Origin of the sequence: Gracilimonas tropica DSM 19535 (assembly GCF_000375425.1) — a bacterium.
In the GTDB taxonomy this organism is placed as follows: Bacteria; Bacteroidota; Rhodothermia; order Balneolales; family Balneolaceae; genus Gracilimonas; species Gracilimonas tropica.
On sequence record NZ_AQXG01000019.1, the window covers coordinates 1 to 21,040 of the forward strand.

Sequence of the window (21,040 nt, forward strand, 5' to 3'; positions counted from 1 at the left end):
CGGGATGGAAGAAACGAAGACTATTTTGCGGGGAATCCCTCCCTCTCCGCATTAACTACCTAAACCATCCTTCATTCCGATTGATGGTTTTTTTTGATAAAGAAAGGAGGGATGGGAAGCCTGTCCCGCTTTCGCTCGGGATGGAAGAAACGAAGACTATTTTGCGGGGGAATTTTTTTCTCTATTTGCTTTTCATGATAAAAACGCCATTCCAGTCTTTTTCCGGCGGATCTGATTTCATCAATTCTGTACGTTCAATAAAAATCCCGGATGGATTTATTTCATACCGTTCCAGTTTTTTTGAGGCGTGAAATTTTTGAAGAGCTGTGTCCCAATTTTGAGTAAAATAATGTTCCATGCCTTCTTCATACAAAGCAATACATTCCTGCGTTTGCTCAGAAATATCATCTTGTAAACCAACGATCTCATACACTTTAACGGGCTTGGTCTTTCCTTTTACTACGATATTATCAAGCAATCTGAAAACACATTCATCCCCGTATTTTTGAGCCTCTTGTTTTGTGGATTCAGTAACCATGGTGAACACACCATACTGTTTAGCCCCACTTTCACAACGGGCTGCAAGATTTACATTATCGCCCATCATGGTATAGTTAAAGCGGCGGGCAGAACCCATATTTCCGGTAACCATATTGCCGGTATTCATCCCGATCCGGTGCTGCATGTTTACGACAATGTCGGGCCATCCGTCCTTCTCCCACTTCTTCCTGAGCTCGTATAACTCGCGGTGCATAAGTTGCGAAGCAACACAAGCCTGATATGCATGGTCAGCTAAATAAACCGGTGACCCAAAGAACGAGACAATGGCATCGCCAATGTACTTGTCAAGTGTTCCACCACGGTCGTTCAGGATATTGGTCATTGCCGTGAGGTATTCATTGATCAGCTTCACTAATTCCTTGGCTTCAAGCTGTTCTGAAAAAGTGGAGAAGGAAACAATGTCACTGAAAAAAGCAGTCATGTAAGTTTCTTCTCCTCCTAACTGCGGTTCCTCACCCGACTCAACCATTTGATTAACCAGTTCAGGAGATACGTAGGAAGAGAACATCCCTTTAATACGTCTTTTTTCCTTCAGTTCTAAATAATACTCATAGCTAACCATCCCAATCTGTGTAATAATGATCGCTAATAAAGGACCTGTAATTACCATGATCGTGTTGTAGTTCAGGAAAGCCCAAAAACTTAAACTATATATTCCGCTACCTGCCAGGATCGAGAAGATAATTCCCCAGTTTGCCGTTAAGAAGTGGGTGATCATAGCAATCAGGAAACAAAACAAGAACATGATGAGCAGTGTATACCATCCGCTGAATCTTGAAATATAATTTCCGTCTAAAATAGTTTGAATAGCATGGGCATGAACCTGATATCCCGGGCGGGCATTGTTGCCCTGGTTTGCAAAAGGCGTAGCATAAAAATCTTTCAATAGGGGCATAGTCGCACCAACGATCACGATCTTATCTTTAAATGTCTCTTGGCTCAAGTGGCCAATAATCGGATCATCGAAGGTATTTACATCGGTGCCTAACTCCGATTCAAAAACCGTAGTATAGCTTGAATCGTCAATCACTTCTTCCAGGGAAATTTCAGGGAAGGTGCCTTCCGGTCCATAATAATTAATAAAAAAGGAATTTGGACGGTCTTTTAGGATGCGGTAAGGGCCCAACTGGAAGTAGGGGTTACTATTGAGTTCGATAGGATCTACAGATGCATAAGAAATGTCACCATATTGGCGGATGATCTCGAGACCAAGCCTGTAATAATTCTTTTCCAAATAATGCTGGCCAAAGCGGTATGTTCGCACTGCTCCATCCAGGTCGGGGTGCACTTGTACCAATGCTACACGATTGGGATTGCCATTGTTCAAGACCGGGGTGGGGAACATGGGGGAATAATTATCAGCATACGTATTGGACACCGTTCTTTCTAAACGCTGAATATCTCCGGCTAAAAGTACGTTGCCATATTTTTGCATGGCTTCAGCAAATAAGGTGTCGTTTTTTGGATTCTCATCGTCGGGATTATCGAAAATGACATCAAAAGCGATTACCTTAGCGCCCGCTTTATTAAGGTTGTGTACCAGCCGGGCATAAATATCGGTAGGCCAAGGGTATTTATGAGGAATCTCATCGTCGGCTTGTTGGCTAATGGCCACTAAAACGATGGGGGAGTCAGAGACATCCAAAGGGCCACGGTATTCAAACAGCTGATCTGTATGCTTAAGCTGCAGATTTTGCACCGGCCGGAGGAACATCAACAGAAAAGAAAGGATAAATCCACCGGCAGCAATGGCAAATAGGATAGCTATTCTAAGGGATTTCTTTCGCGGTTTTGCCATCTCAATCAAAAGCTGTAAACATAGCGCAACTGTACAATGCGGTCATTCTGTATGTTTTGATTGGTGACGTTGGTAAGGTTTGCGTCAAAGATAAGGGCGTGATTACCAGAAATGTTATAGCGGGCGCCGGCTTGTAATACATACGTTCCAAATGACCGGGTTGCTGGAGTGTCCAAGAGAACAAAATAGTCGTCATTTGGATCATTGTTTGTGGTTTGTTCACTGCTGCACCCGGATGAGTCACAAATGTCAAAACCCCGGGATTCGGTTTCATTACTGGTATAAGCTAAACGACCATTGATGCTCAGTGAGTTATCCATAAAATACATTTGTCCTCCAACATACATCCCGGAAATCTTGATATCGCTTTGCCCGCCACCTGATTGCGTGTTATTGTAAGTGTATCCGATTTGTGTTTCAAGGGGAGAATTGGAGAAGCGCGATGTCAGATTAAGGGAAATAGCCGTACTGGTGATATCACCGAACGCGAAAACCTCATCCTTGGTTTTCAGGCTGGTATAATTAAGCGAAATATCATTTCGGGCGTTAAAGAGGTTAAATTGCTGGGTGATGGATGAATTGAAATTGAGTGTATTATTCCGGCGCGGTGTGGGCGTCACAAGGGTGATCAGTGTATCCTGGCCATTAACGGTACGCTGCTCCTGTCGAATGTTTCTAACAGCTGCATTCACAAGATCGTCACTGAGCAAGTAGTTTTGTCGCTCTATTCCATTATCTCTTGATCGGTACCTGAAACCAAAGCTGATGCGAGGCAAGTCTCTGTCAACAGGGTACCAGCTTACGCTTGACCGATACGAAGAAGTGTTTGTTGTAGCATCGCGGGTGTTGGCTACATTATCAGTCAGGCTTTCGTACCCAAGTGTAACATATAGCCGGTTAGAGAATAGGTTAACGCGATCGGTAAGGGTAAACCCGGCTATATCTTTTCGAATGGTTGAGTTGGCCAATGAATTAAAATTTGGCCCTATCCAGCGATACTGAACTCGAAAACTGTTATTAGGATAGCGAAATGAAAGTTCACTGTTGCCGGCTAAAAGGCTGGTCGGGAAGAACGGTTCAGCAGAAAATTCACCGTCATTTTCTGAAATATTAAGCGGCAGCACATTCATGTTTTCGTTCACAATGATGAGCCATGATATCTGTTGCAACAGATCCGAAGTACTTTGGTCAATATCGAAGCCAAGGTCTGAAGCTCGCTCTACGGTAAGCGGGCCATCATAAATATTATTGTTGACCGCACTTATTGCCGCTTCAGATTGAAAACGTATCCTGCTCTGATCCAAAGCAAATTTCAGATCTCCACCGGCCACTACATTACCTTTTGGGCGAACCGTTCCGGAACGGATAGTAAGTTGATCAGGGTTGGCGATCAGGGAGTCATAGTCCTGCGGCGCTAAATTATTCCGGAGAGAAAGGTTCGATCCCGCAAGATCGGTATAATTCCTGACATTGAAGATGGAAGTAGTGTCATCCTGGATTTTAAGGGCATGGAAGCCAACCTGGAAAGCATCTTCATTACCAAAACTGATGCGCCCTCCGGTGATCCTTCGCTGGAATCCGCCCCGTCCTCCATCCTGATAGGTTAAATAATAGTTTTTGTCTACTACAGAATCTGCGCCAATGACGACATTCTCCACAATAAGGCTGTCGTATAAGTTGGTGATACCGCGCTCAATTTCCCCGTACATGAACTGAAAATTCAGATTCTCATTAAGCAAATTCAGTGTAGAATGAATGCCATGGATTCTTCTTCCGGAAATGGTAAAAGGACTCATGTTTGGATACACGTGTCCGGCTTCTAAATTCCAAATATCCCGGAACCTGAGGTCAATACCATATCTGTTCTGTGGTTGAAGGCGGGGATCTTCCTGCGAGGTTAAAAATCCATGTGCTGAGTACCGGAAATCACCATACTGTCCTGATATCCGGGCTCTGCCGGTGTAAGCATTGTTGATGTCTTGGGCAATTACCTGGTTCCGGGCTGTAAGCTCAACGCTGCCCTGAGGAATGTTAGAAGGGCCAAAGCCTTGAAAAGAGGCTTGCCCCGGAGCAACTACGGCAAAGTCCCAGTCGGTAACGGCAAAAGTTTTCTCAGCAGTTTCATAGTCCAAAGTGATGGTATGTTGTCCCCTTGATAAGCCGTCCGGAACGTAAGAAATATAATATGCGCTTGTGTCAGCTTCACCGGTAACATCAATTCCGTCGATCAAAAGCTTGAATTCTCCTTCAGGAAGGGAGTTGAAATCATAGAACAAGGCGATTGCGATGATGGAGTTCTCCTGGGCTACCCCGGTTCCCGGGTCAGGCGAAAGAATAGTATAGTCGATTCCTTTAAGTTTTTCTTTTTGCTCAACCTGTTGGTCTAATTGATCTACGATTTCTACTTCCACCGGATTCTCGGAAGATAAGTTTCTTGGGAAATACAGGCCCTCACCGGAGTTCAGAGTGATCTCAAAATAGTATTCTAAGGTGTTTGCTCCGTTGTCTTCAGGATAAAGAACGGCCCGGAAAGCACCTCCCTGGAATTGGACCTCCTGCTGCTGGTAACTCAAGCCGCCGCCATACCTGTAATATAAAACAGCCTGTTGATAATCTGATTCTGAAATGCCCGGTACATTAAATGTAACGGTGTTCACTTTTCCGCGTTCTAAGGCTACAGGAGGCTGATGCTGAATGGTATATTGAGCAAAGGCTGAACCTGAAATTAGCAGAAAAAAAAGCGATAAAGATACCCTAATGGTGACCCCTTCCATAGACTAAAATTAAAGTTAATCTTAACTGAACCTAACCGGCCATGAACTGTGGCTTAATTATTATTTTCCTCATACACATCGACCTTAACTTCACGTATTTGACCGTTTTGGTCTCGGAAGCGAAGAATGATCTCTTTCTGGATCAGATCATTTTGCCCCATCTCTTCATATCCTTCATCGAGATTTTCGAGCTCGTCTTCTGAAAGAGTTCCCGAATTGATATTGTTGCCTTGTTCATCAACTTGTGCGTACATCTTTTCAAAAAGTGATACCGTTTGACCGGAATTTAAAGCAGTAACATCAACTTGTCCTTCTTGTACCCAGATAAAGCCATCTGCCCGGTTTCCAAACTCAGTGCCTTTTACAGATGCCAATGAACGGTTGGTTGAAACCTCAAAATCATTTCCGCCCTGAGGCTGAACTTCCAGGAACACTTCTCCTTTGTTTAGGTTGATTCGGGTAGACATTTCTTTCGTAGCAGTGCCTACTTCGCCTCGCAATATTAGCATGGAGCTTGGTTTTACTTTGGCAACACTACGGTCCATAAATACAACCAACGCAAATCCATCCTCATATGTAATCAGGGAATCACCGCTGAATAATTGTTCTCCTACATTCTCTTTAGGATCAAGCATCAGGTTTTTTTCAGCTTCCAAATTGGTGAGTTCCACTTCTGGCTTAAAGTGCTTTACAATTGCAAGAGGGCGGTCAGCTTTTTTTGTGGGAAATTCTGAGGAAACAAGTCCCATTCCTGCAATTAAAAAAATGATACTGTATAAATATTTGAATGAAGTTTTCATGGCGATACCTCTAATTTCCTTGAATGACGATCTTTTCGTCTCTGATCTTTTGCAACAATTCTTCCAGCTTTAAAGCAGCGGAAGGTCCGGTAAACTGCTGTCCGTCATATTCGATGGATTCGAGCGTAAACCCGCGCTCCTGTATTTGTTCGAAAGATTCTTGTCCTATCAGTTCAATGAGAGCAGTTCTTACCTCTTCGGAAATAGTCACATTTTCATTAGGTGAACCGGAGGAAGATTGGTCCGTCGGATCATTTAGAGTAAAACTCCATGCTTCAGAAAGAACTTCACTGCGATCGGAACTGGATTGTTTAAGGGCAGAAACCTGCCAATAATAGGTTTTTCCCCGTTCAAGCGGCTGTACTCCGGAAGATGGATATTGAAAACTGGTTCCTTCCACAAAAGAGTCTAAATTCTCAAATTCCAACAGAGAGCCTCCCTCGCTCAAAGGAGAAGAGCTCTTGGCACTTTGTAGAAGAGATTCGGGACTGTCCTGACCATTATCTTCCACTACAATTAGCCGGTAAGAGATGTTGGTGCTTCCTTCCCAGGAGAATTGAGGATACGGATTTGTGATCATTGATTCTGATCCAATGGCATCGCCCGGGGTACGCGGGATGATCTCACTGTCTTCTATTACCGCTTTGGCCCCGGTACTGCTGCCTCCAATTTCAGCTATGCCTGTAGCCAAATTTTGCCGACCCCTTGCATCACTGAAAGTGAAGATAGTTACTTCTAAAGAATAAACATCCTGAGGAAGAGAGGTTGAACCGGATAATTCGCCGATCAAATCTTCTCCCTGAGGAGTAAGCCCGCCATCAAACCCAATGGATTCCTCTATTCCAGGGAAAATCTCGTTGGCAACATCATTATTAGTGATGTATACCGATTGAAAGGGTCTTAGAGAGAAAGGCCGGTCACTATCTTGCGTGTATTCAAGAATGGTTCCTTCTTTTCCGGAACTTACAACGATCTCGAGAAAAAGGTTTTCAGCTTTTTGATCAGATAAATTTTCAATAATGACTGAGACCAGGACCGGTCCGCTGCCGTCAGTGTTCACGCCCAGCTCAGTGAGGCTGAGAATTTCAGCATCTGCTAAAATAGCACTTGGTTCCACGGTAATATTAAGTTCTTGTGCCTGAACTAATTTATTAGGAACAACATTACCGATAAAAAGTATGAGAACAATAGTTAGTGATTTTAAAAATCTCTCAAACATTGTAACTCCCGTTTTTGATTATGTTTGGTAATTGTAAAGTATAAGGAGCATACAAACAAGCAATCATGATGAAGTCTAATGTTTATAAAAATGACAATTCGATGAGAATTTTGTACCCTTGAATAAATAAAAAAAGCCTTATTCTTAGTAAGAACAGGCTTTTGTGGAGCTACGGGGATTCGAACCCCGGACCTCTTCGCTGCCAGCGAAGCGCTCTAGCCAGCTGAGCTATAGCCCCTTGAGGACGCCAAAGATACCCTTAGTGTTAAAATTATGCTAATGATATTTTAGATTTTTTTCTTTTGATACACTCAGTAGTATCATTATTTTCAAGCAAAACAATAAGTATTTAACCCCTAAAATAATCCAACTGGAGAAATCTTAATATGAAACGAATTATCCATCTTCTCGTTCTTTCACTTTTCTTAGTAGGTGGTACCGTGGTTCAATATGGATGTAGCAGTTCAGAACCAGCTGTTGAAGAACCTGTTGATAGCGATGGCGACGGACTTACTGATGCCCAAGAGGCAGAATTAGGTACTGACGCAAATTCAGCAGATTCTGATGGCGACGGTCTTACCGATGCTGAAGAAATCAATGAATATGAAACTGACCCGATGAACCCCGATACCGACGGTGACGGACTATCTGACGGAGACGAAGTAAATTCTTACAACAGCGACCCAAACAACTCTGACTCTGATGGTGACGGACTCACCGATGGAGACGAAGTAAATGAATATAATACCGATCCAAATAGTGCAGACTCTGATGGAGACGGGCTGAATGATTATGATGAAATCATGACTCATGAAACCGATCCAAATAATGCAGATTCTGATGGTGATGGATTTACAGACTCTCAAGAGCTTGACATGGGTACGAATCCAAGCGATAGCAGCGACCCTGTGTATTTAGATGAAGGTTCACTGGAGACCGTATATTTCGACTTCGATCGCTCAAACATTCGCAGTGATGCTGAAGAAGCTCTGATGAACAATGTTGAAGTTCTTAAAGATGCTCCGGCTTTCCGTGTTCGTATTGATGCTTACACTGACCATGTTGGTGGAGATCAATATAACTTACGTTTGAGCTTGCGTCGTGCAACTTCCGTTGTTGATTTCTATGTTGAAAACGGAATTTCTGAAGATCGCATCGAATCTGAAGGTAAAGGTAAAGCTCCGGTAGAATGTACTGAAGCTGAAAAAGATACCGATACCCCGGGTTGCCAGCGTAACCGCCGTGCAGAATCTCACCCGATCAGCACTTTGAAATACGCTCCCGGTAACTAAGGTTGTCGGATGACAAAAATTAAAAAGCCTGCTTCATTAATTTGAAGCAGGCTTTTTTTATACTCTTCATTTTTTTAGAAATGCAGCTATTAATTTTTATCGGAAAATCCTTCAAGCTATCATTACGCTGTCATCTGTAAAGTTTTGCCATATCCCATTTTTTTATCACTTCCTTAATTAAGCTGCCCACACGGTCGTTTACTTTTGAGAAATATTCTTCTGCTTGTTCCTGATCAAAAACAGGGTGTCCCTGTCCGGGTTCATATAAACCGATTGAAGAAGGAAATGGGTAAGCAGCCCAGGAACTTCCACTTGGATAAGCAGTGGTCATTTCGGGACCGCTATAACGCTCAGGGTGTATGTGCTCCGGAGTGACAGCCTGCATATAAGCTGTTTCATTATTACCGGCATGACCGCCATTCTCCTGAAATACAGTAAAAGTGTCTTCTGAGGCCAGGCTCCACCAATTGATCACCATAATCCTGACTTTCAACCTATTGGATAATTCAGCAGCAAGACTTTGAAGAACAGCGGTTTGGCCTCCACCATGGCCATTCAGGATAATGATATTTTTAAATTTATTTTTATGAAGTCCTTTCAGGATCTCCCCAACAAAAGCTCTGTAAGTATCCTCACTCATAGCAAAAGCCCCTGGATAGGCAGCAAGCGAACCCGTCATGCCATAGTTCAAAGTGGGGGCTATCATGGCATTTAAGTCTTCAGCTAATGCTTTGGCCATAGCTTCAGGGGCAAGGTTATCCGAACCATTTGGGATTACTCCATGAGGCTCAAGAGTGCCTGTAGGTAATAGCACAGTCTCAATTTTCTCAGGAACAAATTCATCAAACTCCATCCAGTTGATCAAATTCATTTCCCGGGTAGTTGGTGTTTTTTGCGCATAAATATTAGCAGAAAATATCAACAAAAAGATCAGGTAACTAATAAAACGTAGCATAGTTTAAGTATGAATATTTTGAAATTACTTGTTTGGAGTGAACTGAATGGCAACGCCTCCGCCGGCTGCAAGTTCCAGCGCGATCGTTGTTTGGGAATTTACTAATTGAGTTCTTATTGAAAGGGGATAAGGATTTGATTCCCAATGGGCATCATCTCCATCAGCCCAGATACGAGCGGTGTATTCTTGATCAGGAGATAGAAAATCCAGTTTCATTTCCAGTTCTCGGCTTTCTTCGTTTGTTATTCCTCCCAAATACCAGTTCTCTGTGTTTCGGTCTTTTCGGGCCACAACAGCATAATCTCCGATTTCAGCTATTGGAACTACCGTGGTTTCCCAATCGGTAGGAACGGCCTTGATCCATTCAAAAGCATCAGGACGGGCTTCCAGGTTTTTAGGCAGATCAGAAACCATCTGAAGTGGACTATAAATCACTACATAAAGGGCTAATTCATGTGCCAGGGTATGTCTTACCCGATTGTTGTTTGGGTTTCCAGGTTTGTCGTTCAGTAACAGATTGAATACGCCGGGAGTATAATCAAATGGGCTTACCAATCCCCGGGTGAAGGGAACAATGGTTGTATGATCTGTTGGATTTCCACCATCCACCGACCAGGCATTATATTCCTGTCCTCGGGCACCTTCCCGGGTCATCATATTCGGCCAGGTTCTTCTGATTCCGGTATCTTTGATCGGTTCATGCACATTCAACATGATCTTATGTTCGGCGGCTTTCTTCAAAATATCCCGATAATGGCGCACCATGAATTGGCCGTGATGCCATTCACCTCCTTCCACAAAATCGCCTACGTATCCGGTTTTAACTGCTTCAACTCCCACTTGGTTATAAAGGTCAAAAGCATCGTCTACCTGGTCTTCATAATTTGAGATCCCTGTTGAAGTTTCATGATGTCCGATCAACTTAACTCCCAAAGAATCACCGTAGCTTGTAACTTCCTGAAGGTCAAAATCAGGGTAAGATTCTGTAAAACTGAACAGATCAGAATTTTCGGCCCAATCGCCATCCCAACCTGTATTCCATCCTTCCACTAATACCCCATAGAAGCCATGTTTTGCGGTAAAATCCATAAGCTCTTTGGTGTATTCCGTAGTCGCTCCGTGATTTTCCCCGGAGCCCCAGGTTTTGGTTCCAAGGTGCATATCCCACCAAATCCCGGTGTACTTCCCGGTTTTGATCCATGAAGTATCTTCAATTTTACTGGGTTCATTAAGATTCAAGACCAGATAATTGGTCATTAGATCTCCCGCACTTTCACCAAATGCGATGGTTCTCCAAGGGGATTTATGCGGAGCGGAACCGCGAACCTTATCTCCGTTTTTCCAGGGTACAAGGTCCACTTCAAGGGAGTTATTGCCATTGTTGGCGAGCGTCATACTGGCAAAATCAGTGAGAGCTGCTTCATGGATAGAGAGATGCGTGCCATCATTTGTTTTCATGGTGAAGGGCGTATGCACCGTATCAATTTCAGAAACCGGCGTTTCGTTAAAAAGATGCTCATACCTGTTTAGTTGATAAGCCCCGATCCACCAACCGGTGTGATCACCTGAAAGGTTAAACTCGGTTGTTTCATCCGTGATAACAAAATCCTGCAACTTTTCTTGTTGAGGCCACTCATACCTGAAACCAAGGCCATCATCAAATACTCTGAAAGTGATATTCATCTGTTCTTCGGTTTCATTTTTTGTGAAGTAAAGCCGGGCTTCAGAATAGTAATTTCGGATCTCTTTTTGCTCTCCCCAGGGCTGAGTCCATGTTTCGTTAACTCCAGATTTTGCAATATAATCAAGCGTTAACCCTTCACTTAGATCTGCATCTTTAAAGATCATCCCCAGTCGTGATGGAGTGATCATTTCCTTTCCGTTATAACGAAATTGATAAAAAAGAACGCCTTCTTTAACCTCAACGGTCAGCTCAGACAACCCATTGGGAGAATCAAAAACATCAACATAATTCATCTCTCCAATCCGTTGCCTGGAAGAACACGTAATCATTAACAAAGAAAGGAGAGCAATAAGAAGTGGATTTTGCAGTCTCATAAAAAAGTATTTATTAAAAGTGATTGAAAACAGAAAGGTAATGAAGCTTCTTAAATCTTCCGAAAGAAACGAAAACAAGTAACTTATTTGTTGAACTTCTGAACAATAAAAGATAATACAATGATTAAATTTATCTCGATATTCGGACTTATTATAAGTCTTGGATCAATTAACCTATTTGCACAACAATCGGAGAAGAATTTGGAGAAAGCAACATTTGGCGCAGGCTGTTTCTGGTGCGTGGAAGCAATTTATGAATTAGTGGAAGGCGTGGAACATGTTGAAGCCGGCTATTCGGGCGGACATGTAGAAAACCCTTCCTACAAAGAAGTGACTTCCGGTAAGACTGGACACGCTGAAGTAGCAAGAATTCACTATGATCCGGAGGTTGTTTCTTATGAGGAATTGTTGGAAGTGCTTTGGCATACCCATAATCCCACCACATTGAATCGGCAGGGAAATGACGTAGGACCTCAATATCGGTCGGTGATATTCTATCATAATCAGGAACAAAAAGAGATCGCCGAGAAATCATTAAAGAAAACTGATGAGTCTGACTTATGGGAAGATCCGATTGTAACCATGATCGAGCCGCTTGAAAATTATTATGTAGCCGAAAATTATCATCAGAATTATTTTGAGAATAATCCCAATGCAGGATATTGCTCCATTGTGATTGCTCCGAAAGTAGCCAAGTTCAAAAAAGAATTCAGCTATATGCTTAAGGACAATCCTAAATTCTGAACTTTTTCGTATTAGGACTAAAGCCTTGTGTAAAATAGCACAGGGCTTTTTTTATTTGATTTAGCATCAGTACTTTAATTTGTTTTAAAATTTATGAAATGAGAATGAAAAAGAGCTTTCTGACTTTCACGCTATCATTATTGTTGATACAAGGTCTTATTGCACAAGATCAGGATACAACGATGACTTTCGAAGAATATGAGCCGGTTTCCACCCTGGTGGTGCCCGGTGAAAGAATAACAGAAGCCAAATATCCTTTTGTGGATATGCACAGCCATTTATGGCGAATGGCTTCCATGGATCTGAAGCAGGTTGCCGGGGAAATGAACCGCTTGAATATGAAAGTTCTGGTGAATTTAAGCGGAGGTTCCGGAGAAACACTAAAAGCGATGGTGAAAGCGGCAGAGAAACAAGCTCCGGGCCGGTTCATTGTATTCGCTAACATCGATTTTGACAATATTGATAAGCCCGGATGGACGGAAAAGACGGTCGCTCAGCTTGAGGAAGACTACCAAAACGGTGCACGCGGACTTAAGATCTTCAAGAATCTTGGATTAACGGTTTTGGATTCTAAAGGAAACAGAGTGCCTACTGATGATCCGAGAATTGATCCGGTTTGGGCCAAAGCCGGTGAATTAGGTATGCCGGTACTCATTCATACCGGAGAGCCTGCAGTATTTTGGGCACCCATAGATGAGAAGAACGAACGTTGGTTAGAAATGAAGCAATTTCCTGACCGGCATCGGGGAGATTCTTCGCGTTATCCCAGTTGGGAAGTAGTTATGCAGGAACAGTGGAACGTATTTAAAAAGCATCCTGAAACTACGTTTATAAATGCACATTTCGGCTGGATGGCGAACGACCTGGCCCGGCTTGGAGCTCACCTGGATGAATTTCCTAACGTATATACTGAGTTTGCAGCTGTTATTGCAGAACTGGGCCGACAACCACGTTTTGCTCAGGAATTCTTTATCAAATATCAGGACCGTATTTTATTTGGGAAAGACACTTACCGGCCCGTGGAATTTCATACATACTTTCGGGTATTGGAAAGCGACGATGAATATTTTGATTATTTCAGAAAAAGACATGCATTTTGGAAAATGTACGGATTGAATTTGCCGGATGAGGTGTTAGAAAAAGTATATTATAAAAATGCCCTTAAAATTTTACCGGGCATTGATGAGTCTTTGTTTGAAACCAACTAACCTAAATTAAAAGGTACAATGAAAAAACAACTATACGTATCACTCACTCTGGTTCTGGCCGTTTTTGTCGGAATTCAGTCGGCAACTGCTCAGGAACGCGGAAATAGCGAACCAAGGGTAAGTCCAAATGCATCAGTTAGCCAAACTATTGGCACTACTGTGGCAACGGTAACATATGGGCGGCCTGCTATTAAAGGACGAACTTATTTTGAAAAAGGAGCCCAGCTTGCGCCTGCAGGATCTGTATGGAGAACCGGGGCAAATGAAGCTACAACAATCACTTTCACTGAAGATGTGAACTTTGGTGGGGAAGCAGTGGAAGCCGGAACCTATTTACTTTTCACTATTCCGGGAGAAGATTCCTGGACCATTATCCTGAATAATCAGTTGATGACCGATGGACGACCCACATGGGGTGCCTTCACATATGATGAATCTCAGGATGAAGTTCGGGTAATGGCGGCGGCTGTTTCCAATGATACTCCAATGATGGAGTGGTTTACGGTTTATTTTGATACCCTGTCTGAGGATATGGCTCACTTGAATCTACACTGGGGATCCACAAAAGTGGCTGTGCCGGTTTCTGTGAAATAAGAGAAAAGAATAACGCAATCATAAAGCCCTGCGGTGAATACCGAAGGGCTTTTTTTGTAGAAAAAATTTTGGAAATAAAAAATGGGCAAGCGACCTATATCACGCCGCTACGACCAAATTACCGCTGCTGCATTCCTGCCCTGACGGAGTTCAAAGGGAGCTGGCTGTATAGGACTTGCCCAAGGCTTTAAAGATAAGGCTCTTTACCCTCCACTATCAAGCAAATTTTGAGATTAAATTCTGTTTCATTGTATTGAATTCATTTATTCGATTCTTAAAGAGAGCTGCAAACTTCTTATCTTAAACGGCTCACTCCAAAAAAAATGATATGTTTGAACTTTCTTCTATTTTGATGCCGGTCATGATCTTCTTTGCACGAATTGCAGACGTGTCGTTAGGTACATTGCGCATCACCATGGTATCCCGTGGATATAAATTACAATCGGCTTTACTCGGCTTTTTTGAAGTACTGATTTGGGTGATTGTAGTGGCTCAGCTTCTCTCAAATCTTGATCACTGGATCAATTATGTAGCTTATGCAGCCGGATTTTCAGCCGGGACGTTTATCGGACTTTATATTGAGGATAAGATGAAAGTAGGTACTGTGTTGGTTCGTATCATCACATTGAGTAAATCAGAAGAACTGATCGAGGCACTTAAAGAAGCCGGCGTTGCCATCACAAGCATTGATGCGAAAGGGGGATACAATAATGTAAAGTTGATCTTTACGGTGCTAAAAAGAAAGAAACTGAATAAGGTTTTTGCGATCGTGAAGGAGATAGATCCGGAAGCATTTTTCTCTACAGAGGATGTAAAATACTCCAACAAACATCATGATCACCTGGTGAGCCCGAATGATCGAAGCCCTGTTGACCGGTTATTGAGGATCAGAAAAGGAGTTTGATCTTACTCTCCCTGCAACGTAACGACTATTTTTCTTGAACCGCCATGGTTTCGGTGCTCGCACAAATACACCCCTTGCCAGGTTCCGAGGTTAAAACTTCCATCTGTGATGGGAATGGTGACAGATGATCCAAGAAGCGAGCTTTTGATGTGAGAAGTCATATCGTCGGTTCCCTCCAGCGTGTGCTCGTACAACGAAGTATCTTCCGGAACGGCACGATTAAAATGTGATTCAAAATCATGCCGGACGGAAGGATCCGCATTCTCATTGATCGTTAAGGCAGCACTGGTATGCTGGATAAAAATATGTGCTAAACCTGTTGAGATTTTACTGATCTCAGGGATCTCTTTTAGGATCTCTTGGGTGATGATATGATATCCGCGAGATTTTGGAACAAGCCGGATCTCTTTCTGGAACCACATGTGTTTGTTGATTTATTTAACCGCTTCTGCTTCTAACTTTTCTTCAAATGGTGCAATGATCTCATCCACTTCTTTGGTTTCATCGAAATACTCAAGAACCTGAAGAAGAACTTCATCTACCAAAATATCCGGACAGGAAGCACCGGATGTCAGAGCGATCTTTACAGGTTGCTTTTCAGTGGGAAGCCAATCTTGCGTTTCCTTCATTTCCTTATCCCATTGATCAAAATGATGAATTCTTTCAGCCGAAAGTTCTGATTTGTCTCTTACATGAAAAGTGGGAAACTGATGCTCCAGTATTTCAACCAGGTGCATGGTATTGGATGAATTATATCCGCCAACAACAATTGCGATATCAGCGTCGGTTTCTGCTAAAGCGAGTGTAGCTGACTGATTTTCGTTGGTGGCGTAGCAAAGCGTATCAGAAGTATCAGCAAAGTGATCGAGGATGTTGGCCTCTCCAAATCGTTTGATGGCAGCGTCGCGCAATATTTCCATCACGCGTTGGGTTTCGGTAGCTAGCATCGTGGTTTGGTTGATCACCCCAAACCGTTCCATATCTTCCAGAGGGTTGAAGCCTTCGGTGGATTTATGGCCAAAATATTTCTCGAAATCCGAAAGCGGGCGATCCTCAGTCATAATATCTGCCAGTATCCGGGCTTCTTCAGGATTCAAAACAACGACAACTTCTGAGTGATCAGCGCTGTGTGAAAAAGTAGCGCGGGTTTCTTCATGTCGATGTTTCCCGTGTACCACAAGACTGTAATCCTTTTTACCGAGCTGTTTTCCACGTTTCCATACTTTCTCTACAAATGGACAGGTGGTGTTATACTGATAAGGGTCAATACCTACTTCTTTCAACTGTTCCTGAATTTCAAGCGTAGTTCCGAAAGCGGGTACGATCACAATATCATCTTCCGAAAGTGAAGATATGGAAATCCGCTCGGTTCCATCGGTATCAAACAGAAACTTTACCCCACGATTCAGCAAGTCTTCATTTACGGTGGGATTGTGGATCATCTCACTGAGCAGGTAAATATTTTTTTCCGGGTTTTCACTCACGGTTCGATAAGCTATGTCGATAGCATTTTCCACACCATAACAAAATCCAAAAAAACGGGGAATGTAAAATTGTACCGGCCCAAAATCGAGCAGAGAGGGCTCGAGATCCTTCTTCATCGGATCGATAATTTTAGTAGCCTCCTTCACTTTTCGGATAATGGGAGACTGGTACATTTTTGGAATATCAAATTTCTTGCGTGCCAAAACTCGAGATGATTTGTGATAAATGGTTGAACTAAAAAACCGACTCAAAAATACTCACTTTTTTATCCAAAAGAGAGCTTTTTAGAGCCGGTTTATTATTGCGCTGAAACTGTGAAAACAGTCTCAAAGGTTCAGATTTCTGAAGGCTGTGCCTCTAATGAGAATTACTTCTGCGCAATACCGATCACCCCGCATGCAACCCTACTTCCGGCAGCTCCGGTAGGTTGAGAGGTCAGGTCATCTTCCCCTGCATGAATGATGATTCCACGGCCAAGAATTTGTTCCAGGCTCACGGTTTCATCTACATAATCAACCATGGCCATGCCATCCTGGTTGGCCTCTATGTTACCAAGGTCGCCCATATGGCGTTCCATATCAGTTGGAGCACCGTGTTCGTTTCCTGCAGGATTAAAATGTCCACCCGCGCTGGTGCCATCGTCTGCCCGGCAATCGCCAAATTCATGGATGTGAAAGCCGTGCTTACCCGATTCAAGTCCGGTGAAACTCCCCTGTACTGCCACTCCGTTCTCATCTTCAGTAAAAGTAACGGAACCGGCAACACCGCTATCACCTACCGGCATGACAGTAGCTACGAGTACATCGTGTTCAAATTCGGTTTCTACAACTTCTTTCTCTACGGTTTGTGTGCATGCAGTAAATGCAAAAAGAATAGCGAATAATGCTATGTACGACTTCATAAATTTTATTTTTGGTTAAAGTTTGATTGCTTAACACTAAGAGATTGCGCTTCATTCACTTAAAATTTTGTCGCGCAATTTTTGGAAGGCGGCTAAGATATCGACAATTTGGTTGAAATCGTCGGGGTGAGCGCGCTGAAATTCTTTGATTTTATCAGGAGCAAACAACTCTTTTCCACGGGGAAATAATGGGGCTGTGCTGATGCTCAATAAAGCATATCCCCAGATCCACAAACTATCCACACCGGTGAAGTAGAGAACCGAGCTGACCAAGATATAAAAGATAGGCAGGGCAAAAAGTCCGGTCAGAAACTTAATGGAAGCCACAAATGCGCGATCTTTGATGATATTTGAAGTAAGATATTTAACCGGCTGATAGGGAATCAGGTTGTTGAAATAGGAAAACATATAGAAAGGAAACAGCAGAAATTCTTTGAATGAAAGTCCTCTTGAAACGGCAAAATCTCTAAGTGAAAGATCGTGCTTTTTCTCCAGCTTCTTAACTTCGTTGGCCTCTTCGATCAGCTCCGGAGTGATGTGCTTTTTGGTCTTTTCGATGCGGGGATTTACAATTTCCGGATGTGTTAGAACGTGTTCCTCAGGCTCCAGGTCATTCCACAAAATTTCCTGAACGGGATATTCATCAAGCTCCTCCACATGGAAAACCAGTTGCTTCATAGCTTCCGAAACATCCTCTTTCATTTGCTGAGCCGCCGCATTCTCATCTTCCTCAAAAAGCGCTCTGTATTTATGAACCGGGATCGGATCACCATAAAAAACCTGAACAGTATTCTGTGATCTCTGATGTTCGGTATAATTGATGCCTACCGGAATGATCTGAATATCAAGCTCCCAATTTGAAGAATCCGCGCCTCCAAAAGCAACTCGTGTGAAGCCTTTGCTTAAGGGACGAATACGCTTTTTTAAATTATGATTGGCTTCAGCAAAAACAAGGATGGCATCGTTGCGATGCATGTATTCAATACACTGCTCAAAAATGGCATTGTTTTTTTGAATGGAACTGAATCCATCCCGAACACGATAAACCGGCAGCATATTCAATGATCGAAGAAACCAATCCATCGGTTTTGAGCTGAATGCTTCGGCCCTGGTGAGGAAGTAAATAAAGGGCCGAACATTTGTAACCACGTGCAGCGCATCCATGAAAGAGTTCTGGTGGTTTGGGACAAATAAAACAGGTTTGTCATTTGGGATCTTCTCACGGCCTGAGATCACGATCTTCCTGTAAAAAAAATTCAGTCCGGTTTTTACAATTGGGAACCGGAACATTTGATACCAAAGATGATTTTTACGCATTGCTAAAGACGCGTTGTAATGTTGATTTTCCGATGGACCAGTACCAACCGATGCTGAGTCCGGCTACGATATGCCAGATACCCCACCATGCCGCTACTAAAGCCATGCCTCCGAGGCCGTCAAAGAAATTGAAAATCAGCAATAAACCCAAACCCGAATTCTGGATTCCCGTTTCAATGGCAATAGACTTTCGGTCTTTGCGAGGGAGTTTGAAAATATAAGCTAGCCCATATCCGCTCATTAAGGCAATGGCATTATGAAAAAATACGACTGCGATCACCAAGTGTACATAGTTGATGAAGTTGTCAAAATTCATGCTGAATGCCACGATCACGAAGCCGGCAAAAAAGATGATTCCAAAGTTTTTAATGTAAGGAGAGATGGTTTGGGAAAGCTCATCTTTGAAGTGGCGAAGGGCCATTCCCAAAATTAACGGAATTCCAAGAATCAGCACGATGATCCGAAATACTTCAAAAAGGTTAAGGTGAATTTCCGTGAGGATGGCATTAGTAGGTCCGTATAGACTAGCCCAAAATGCAAAATTAAAAGGTGTCATTATAATGGAAAGGAGTGTTGCGAAAGCGGTCATGCTAACAGATAAGGCAGCATTTCCACGAGCCAGCAGGGAGAAAAAATTCGAGATGTTTCCACCGGGACAAGCTGCTACCATCATCATGCCTAAAGCAAAACTGGGATGGGGTTCCAATACAATGACCAATAAATAGGTAAGGGCGGGTAAAAGAAAAAACTGAGAAGCCAATCCAACCAAAGTTCCTTTAGGGTTTTTGGCTACTTTCTTGAAGTCATTGATCGTGAGTTCCAAAGCCACACCAAACATAATAATGGCAAGCGAGACATTCATGATGTGAAGCCCGCCGCTATCGAGGTTTAATTGTAGCGCGTCTATGGATTCGCCCATAGGATCATTTAATTAGATGAAAATTTTGCCGACTGATTAACGCTCTAAGAATACAAAAAGTTTTAGATACTCGAGTGGTGGATTTTAGGATTCGGTGTTTCAGTGCTTGATCTCAATACTGTGACACCGTAACCCATTAACATTAAAACACCTTATTGATCTGTGGTTTCTAAATCTCATATCCGTTACTTTTAAACAAAATTTATTTGAATCTAAAATTAACATCATGAGCAATATCAATCCCTTTCACCTTGCTTTTCCTGTAAAAGACCTCGAAGAAGCCTATGATTTCTATCACAACTTATTAGGCTGTGAAACCGGAAGAAGTTCTGATTCCTGGATCGATTTCAACATGTGGGGACATCAGGTAGTAGCGCATCTTAGTCCGGATGAGGCTAAAGAATCTGCTATGAATGCCGTAGATGGAAAAGGCGTGCCGGTACGACATTTTGGGGTGATCCTGGAAATGGATGAGTGGAAAGCCCTCGCCGAAAAGCTGGAAAATGAAGGCATTGAATTTGTGATAGAGCCCTACATTCGCTTCAAGGGAGAGCCGGGCGAACAGGCTACGATGTTTTTCCTTGATCCATCCGGAAATGCACTGGAATTCAAAGCCTTTCAGAATAAAGATCAGATTTTCGCGAAGTAGTTTACATTCCAACGCAGAGCGTAGGAGCGAGTTGTAGAGAGGATACTTCGATATTCAATGTTGAAATGTTCGCTATTCGATGTTCTCTGGTTCCACCCATCGCAGATCGTTTTGAACAAAGGTCACAAACGTAAGTACATTCTGTGCCTGCCAGAAATCGCGAATGCCATTGATGGGATCCTGATAAGAAAAAGATCGGGTGGTATCGCCGGTAAAAACTTCAAAGCTGTATACGCGGCGGGGAAGCTCACTGGAATCCGGAACCCAGCCTTCAATTTTATTTTGCGGAGGTAAATGCATGATCTTCAGGAAATTCACAAAATCGCCAAAATCGTTCCAGGAGCTATCCTGAGCTGAAATAAAAGTACGATCCACCACTTTTTCGCCTTCCTCGTTTAAGGTATAGGTTGTTAGGGAGCCATTCCAGGTGGTATCAATTTTCATGAATTCAAAATAAACCGCTTCATTGATATTTAGTAAAATACGTTTGGAAAGATCAGAAGCTTCTTCGCCAGATTTCTCTTTTAATGAATTCGATTCTGAGACCATTGACTCAGATGAAGAACAGCCCACAAGAATTAAAAAAATCCCAATAAAAAGTTTGTAAGTAATATTTCTCATAATCATTTTTCTGCTCACTGCTCACTGCTCACTGCTCACTGCTCACTGCTCACTGCTCACTGCTCACTGCTCACTGCTCACTGCTCACTGCTCACTGCTCACTGCTTAACTCTTCTTCAATCATTTCCAGTCGCTGCTGATATTCTTCCCACTTCGAATATCGGTCTGTAAGGACGGCCTTGAGTTGGTCATATTCTAATGAGAATTTTTTCACTTTTTCCTCATCGTCATAGAAATCAGG

At 42.8% G+C, this 21,040-nt stretch carries 18 protein-coding genes, 1 tRNA gene and 1 other RNA gene; 6 read left to right on the forward strand and 14 right to left on the reverse strand.

Translation table 11 applies throughout. The features are described 5' to 3' along the window. Nucleotides 1–181: 181 nt before the first annotated feature. From B151_RS0116490 to B151_RS0116510, 5 genes are all read right to left on the reverse strand, one after another. The gene (locus B151_RS0116490; RefSeq protein WP_157471108.1) at nt 182–2,359 is read right to left on the reverse strand and encodes a CHASE2 domain-containing protein; all 2,178 of its coding nucleotides are present in this window, start codon (nt 2,357–2,359) and stop codon (nt 182–184) included. 5 nt (nt 2,360–2,364) lie between these two features. Further along, on the reverse strand, nt 2,365–5,133 hold the full coding sequence (locus B151_RS0116495) for a hypothetical protein (protein ID WP_020404756.1): 2,769 nt from the start codon (nt 5,131–5,133) through the stop codon (nt 2,365–2,367). A gap of 53 nt (nt 5,134–5,186) precedes the next feature. After that, nucleotides 5,187–5,933, reverse strand: a complete 747-nt coding sequence (locus B151_RS0116500; RefSeq protein ID WP_020404757.1) for a FecR domain-containing protein — start codon at nt 5,931–5,933, stop codon at nt 5,187–5,189. A gap of 10 nt (nt 5,934–5,943) precedes the next feature. Further along, nucleotides 5,944–7,152, reverse strand: a complete 1,209-nt coding sequence (locus B151_RS0116505) for a hypothetical protein (RefSeq protein WP_020404758.1) — start codon at nt 7,150–7,152, stop codon at nt 5,944–5,946. 164 nt (nt 7,153–7,316) lie between these two features. Continuing rightward, a tRNA-Ala gene (locus tag B151_RS0116510) sits at nt 7,317–7,390 on the reverse strand. Between the two features lie 148 nt (nt 7,391–7,538). On the opposite strand from B151_RS0116510, the gene B151_RS0116515 reads away from it, so the two are divergent. Further along, nucleotides 7,539–8,444, forward strand: coding sequence for an OmpA family protein (locus tag B151_RS0116515; protein WP_020404759.1), 906 nt, complete (start codon nt 7,539–7,541; stop codon nt 8,442–8,444). Between the two features lie 130 nt (nt 8,445–8,574). Here B151_RS0116515 and B151_RS0116520 read toward each other — a convergent pair whose 3' ends face one another. Further along, a complete protein-coding gene (locus tag B151_RS0116520) occupies nt 8,575–9,399 on the reverse strand; it encodes a creatininase family protein (RefSeq protein WP_020404760.1) in 825 nt (274 codons plus the stop codon). A gap of 24 nt (nt 9,400–9,423) precedes the next feature. After that, on the reverse strand, nt 9,424–11,457 hold the full coding sequence (locus B151_RS0116525) for a glycoside hydrolase family 97 protein (protein WP_026166718.1): 2,034 nt from the start codon (nt 11,455–11,457) through the stop codon (nt 9,424–9,426). Between the two features lie 120 nt (nt 11,458–11,577). Between B151_RS0116525 and msrA the strand changes: the two genes are divergently transcribed. The 3 genes from msrA (at nt 11,578) to B151_RS0116540 (ending at nt 14,003) form a co-directional block, all read left to right on the forward strand. Next, on the forward strand, nt 11,578–12,201 hold the full coding sequence (gene msrA / locus B151_RS0116530; protein WP_020404762.1) for a peptide-methionine (S)-S-oxide reductase MsrA: 624 nt from the start codon (nt 11,578–11,580) through the stop codon (nt 12,199–12,201). Nucleotides 12,202–12,305: 104 nt separating this feature from the next. Beyond that, nucleotides 12,306–13,409, forward strand: coding sequence for an amidohydrolase family protein (locus B151_RS0116535; RefSeq protein WP_040517230.1), 1,104 nt, complete (start codon nt 12,306–12,308; stop codon nt 13,407–13,409). Nucleotides 13,410–13,427: 18 nt separating this feature from the next. Next, on the forward strand, nt 13,428–14,003 hold the full coding sequence (locus tag B151_RS0116540; protein WP_020404764.1) for a DUF2911 domain-containing protein: 576 nt from the start codon (nt 13,428–13,430) through the stop codon (nt 14,001–14,003). 80 nt (nt 14,004–14,083) lie between these two features. Here B151_RS0116540 and ffs read toward each other — a convergent pair. Continuing rightward, nucleotides 14,084–14,184: signal recognition particle sRNA small type (gene ffs, locus B151_RS19935), an RNA gene on the reverse strand. 147 nt (nt 14,185–14,331) lie between these two features. On the opposite strand from ffs, the gene B151_RS0116545 reads away from it, so the two are divergent. After that, nucleotides 14,332–14,907 (forward strand): DUF2179 domain-containing protein, encoded by a 576-nt coding sequence (locus tag B151_RS0116545; RefSeq protein WP_020404765.1) that lies wholly within the window; start codon nt 14,332–14,334, stop codon nt 14,905–14,907. Nucleotides 14,908–14,909: 2 nt separating this feature from the next. Here the strand turns inward: B151_RS0116545 and B151_RS0116550 are convergent, their stop codons facing one another. The 5 genes from B151_RS0116550 to B151_RS0116570 form a co-directional block, all read right to left on the reverse strand. Further along, nucleotides 14,910–15,329 (reverse strand): secondary thiamine-phosphate synthase enzyme YjbQ, encoded by a 420-nt coding sequence (locus tag B151_RS0116550; protein WP_020404766.1) that lies wholly within the window; start codon nt 15,327–15,329, stop codon nt 14,910–14,912. A gap of 12 nt (nt 15,330–15,341) precedes the next feature. Continuing rightward, nucleotides 15,342–16,619: a 4-hydroxy-3-methylbut-2-enyl diphosphate reductase gene (locus B151_RS0116555; protein ID WP_076734732.1), complete on the reverse strand. Its 1,278-nt coding sequence runs from the start codon at nt 16,617–16,619 to the stop codon at nt 15,342–15,344. Between the two features lie 140 nt (nt 16,620–16,759). Continuing rightward, nucleotides 16,760–17,293 carry a superoxide dismutase family protein gene (locus tag B151_RS0116560; RefSeq protein ID WP_020404768.1) on the reverse strand — a complete coding sequence of 178 codons (534 nt, stop codon included), beginning with the start codon at nt 17,291–17,293 and terminating at the stop codon, nt 16,760–16,762. A 51-nt stretch (nt 17,294–17,344) separates the two neighbouring features. Next, on the reverse strand, nt 17,345–18,610 hold the full coding sequence (locus B151_RS19780) for a 1-acyl-sn-glycerol-3-phosphate acyltransferase (protein ID WP_020404769.1): 1,266 nt from the start codon (nt 18,608–18,610) through the stop codon (nt 17,345–17,347). Further along, nucleotides 18,603–19,529 carry a bile acid:sodium symporter family protein gene (locus B151_RS0116570; protein ID WP_020404770.1) on the reverse strand — a complete coding sequence of 309 codons (927 nt, stop codon included), beginning with the start codon at nt 19,527–19,529 and terminating at the stop codon, nt 18,603–18,605. Before B151_RS0116570 ends, B151_RS19780 begins: the two co-directional genes overlap by 8 nt. 226 nt (nt 19,530–19,755) lie before the next feature. On the opposite strand from B151_RS0116570, the gene B151_RS0116575 reads away from it, so the two are divergent. Continuing rightward, nucleotides 19,756–20,178 (forward strand): VOC family protein, encoded by a 423-nt coding sequence (locus B151_RS0116575; protein ID WP_020404771.1) that lies wholly within the window; start codon nt 19,756–19,758, stop codon nt 20,176–20,178. Nucleotides 20,179–20,250: 72 nt separating this feature from the next. Here the strand turns inward: B151_RS0116575 and B151_RS0116580 are convergent, their stop codons facing one another. After that, complete coding sequence (locus B151_RS0116580) at nt 20,251–20,799, reverse strand: hypothetical protein (protein WP_020404772.1); 549 nt, start codon at nt 20,797–20,799, stop codon at nt 20,251–20,253. Between the last annotated feature and the right edge of the window lie 241 nt (nt 20,800–21,040).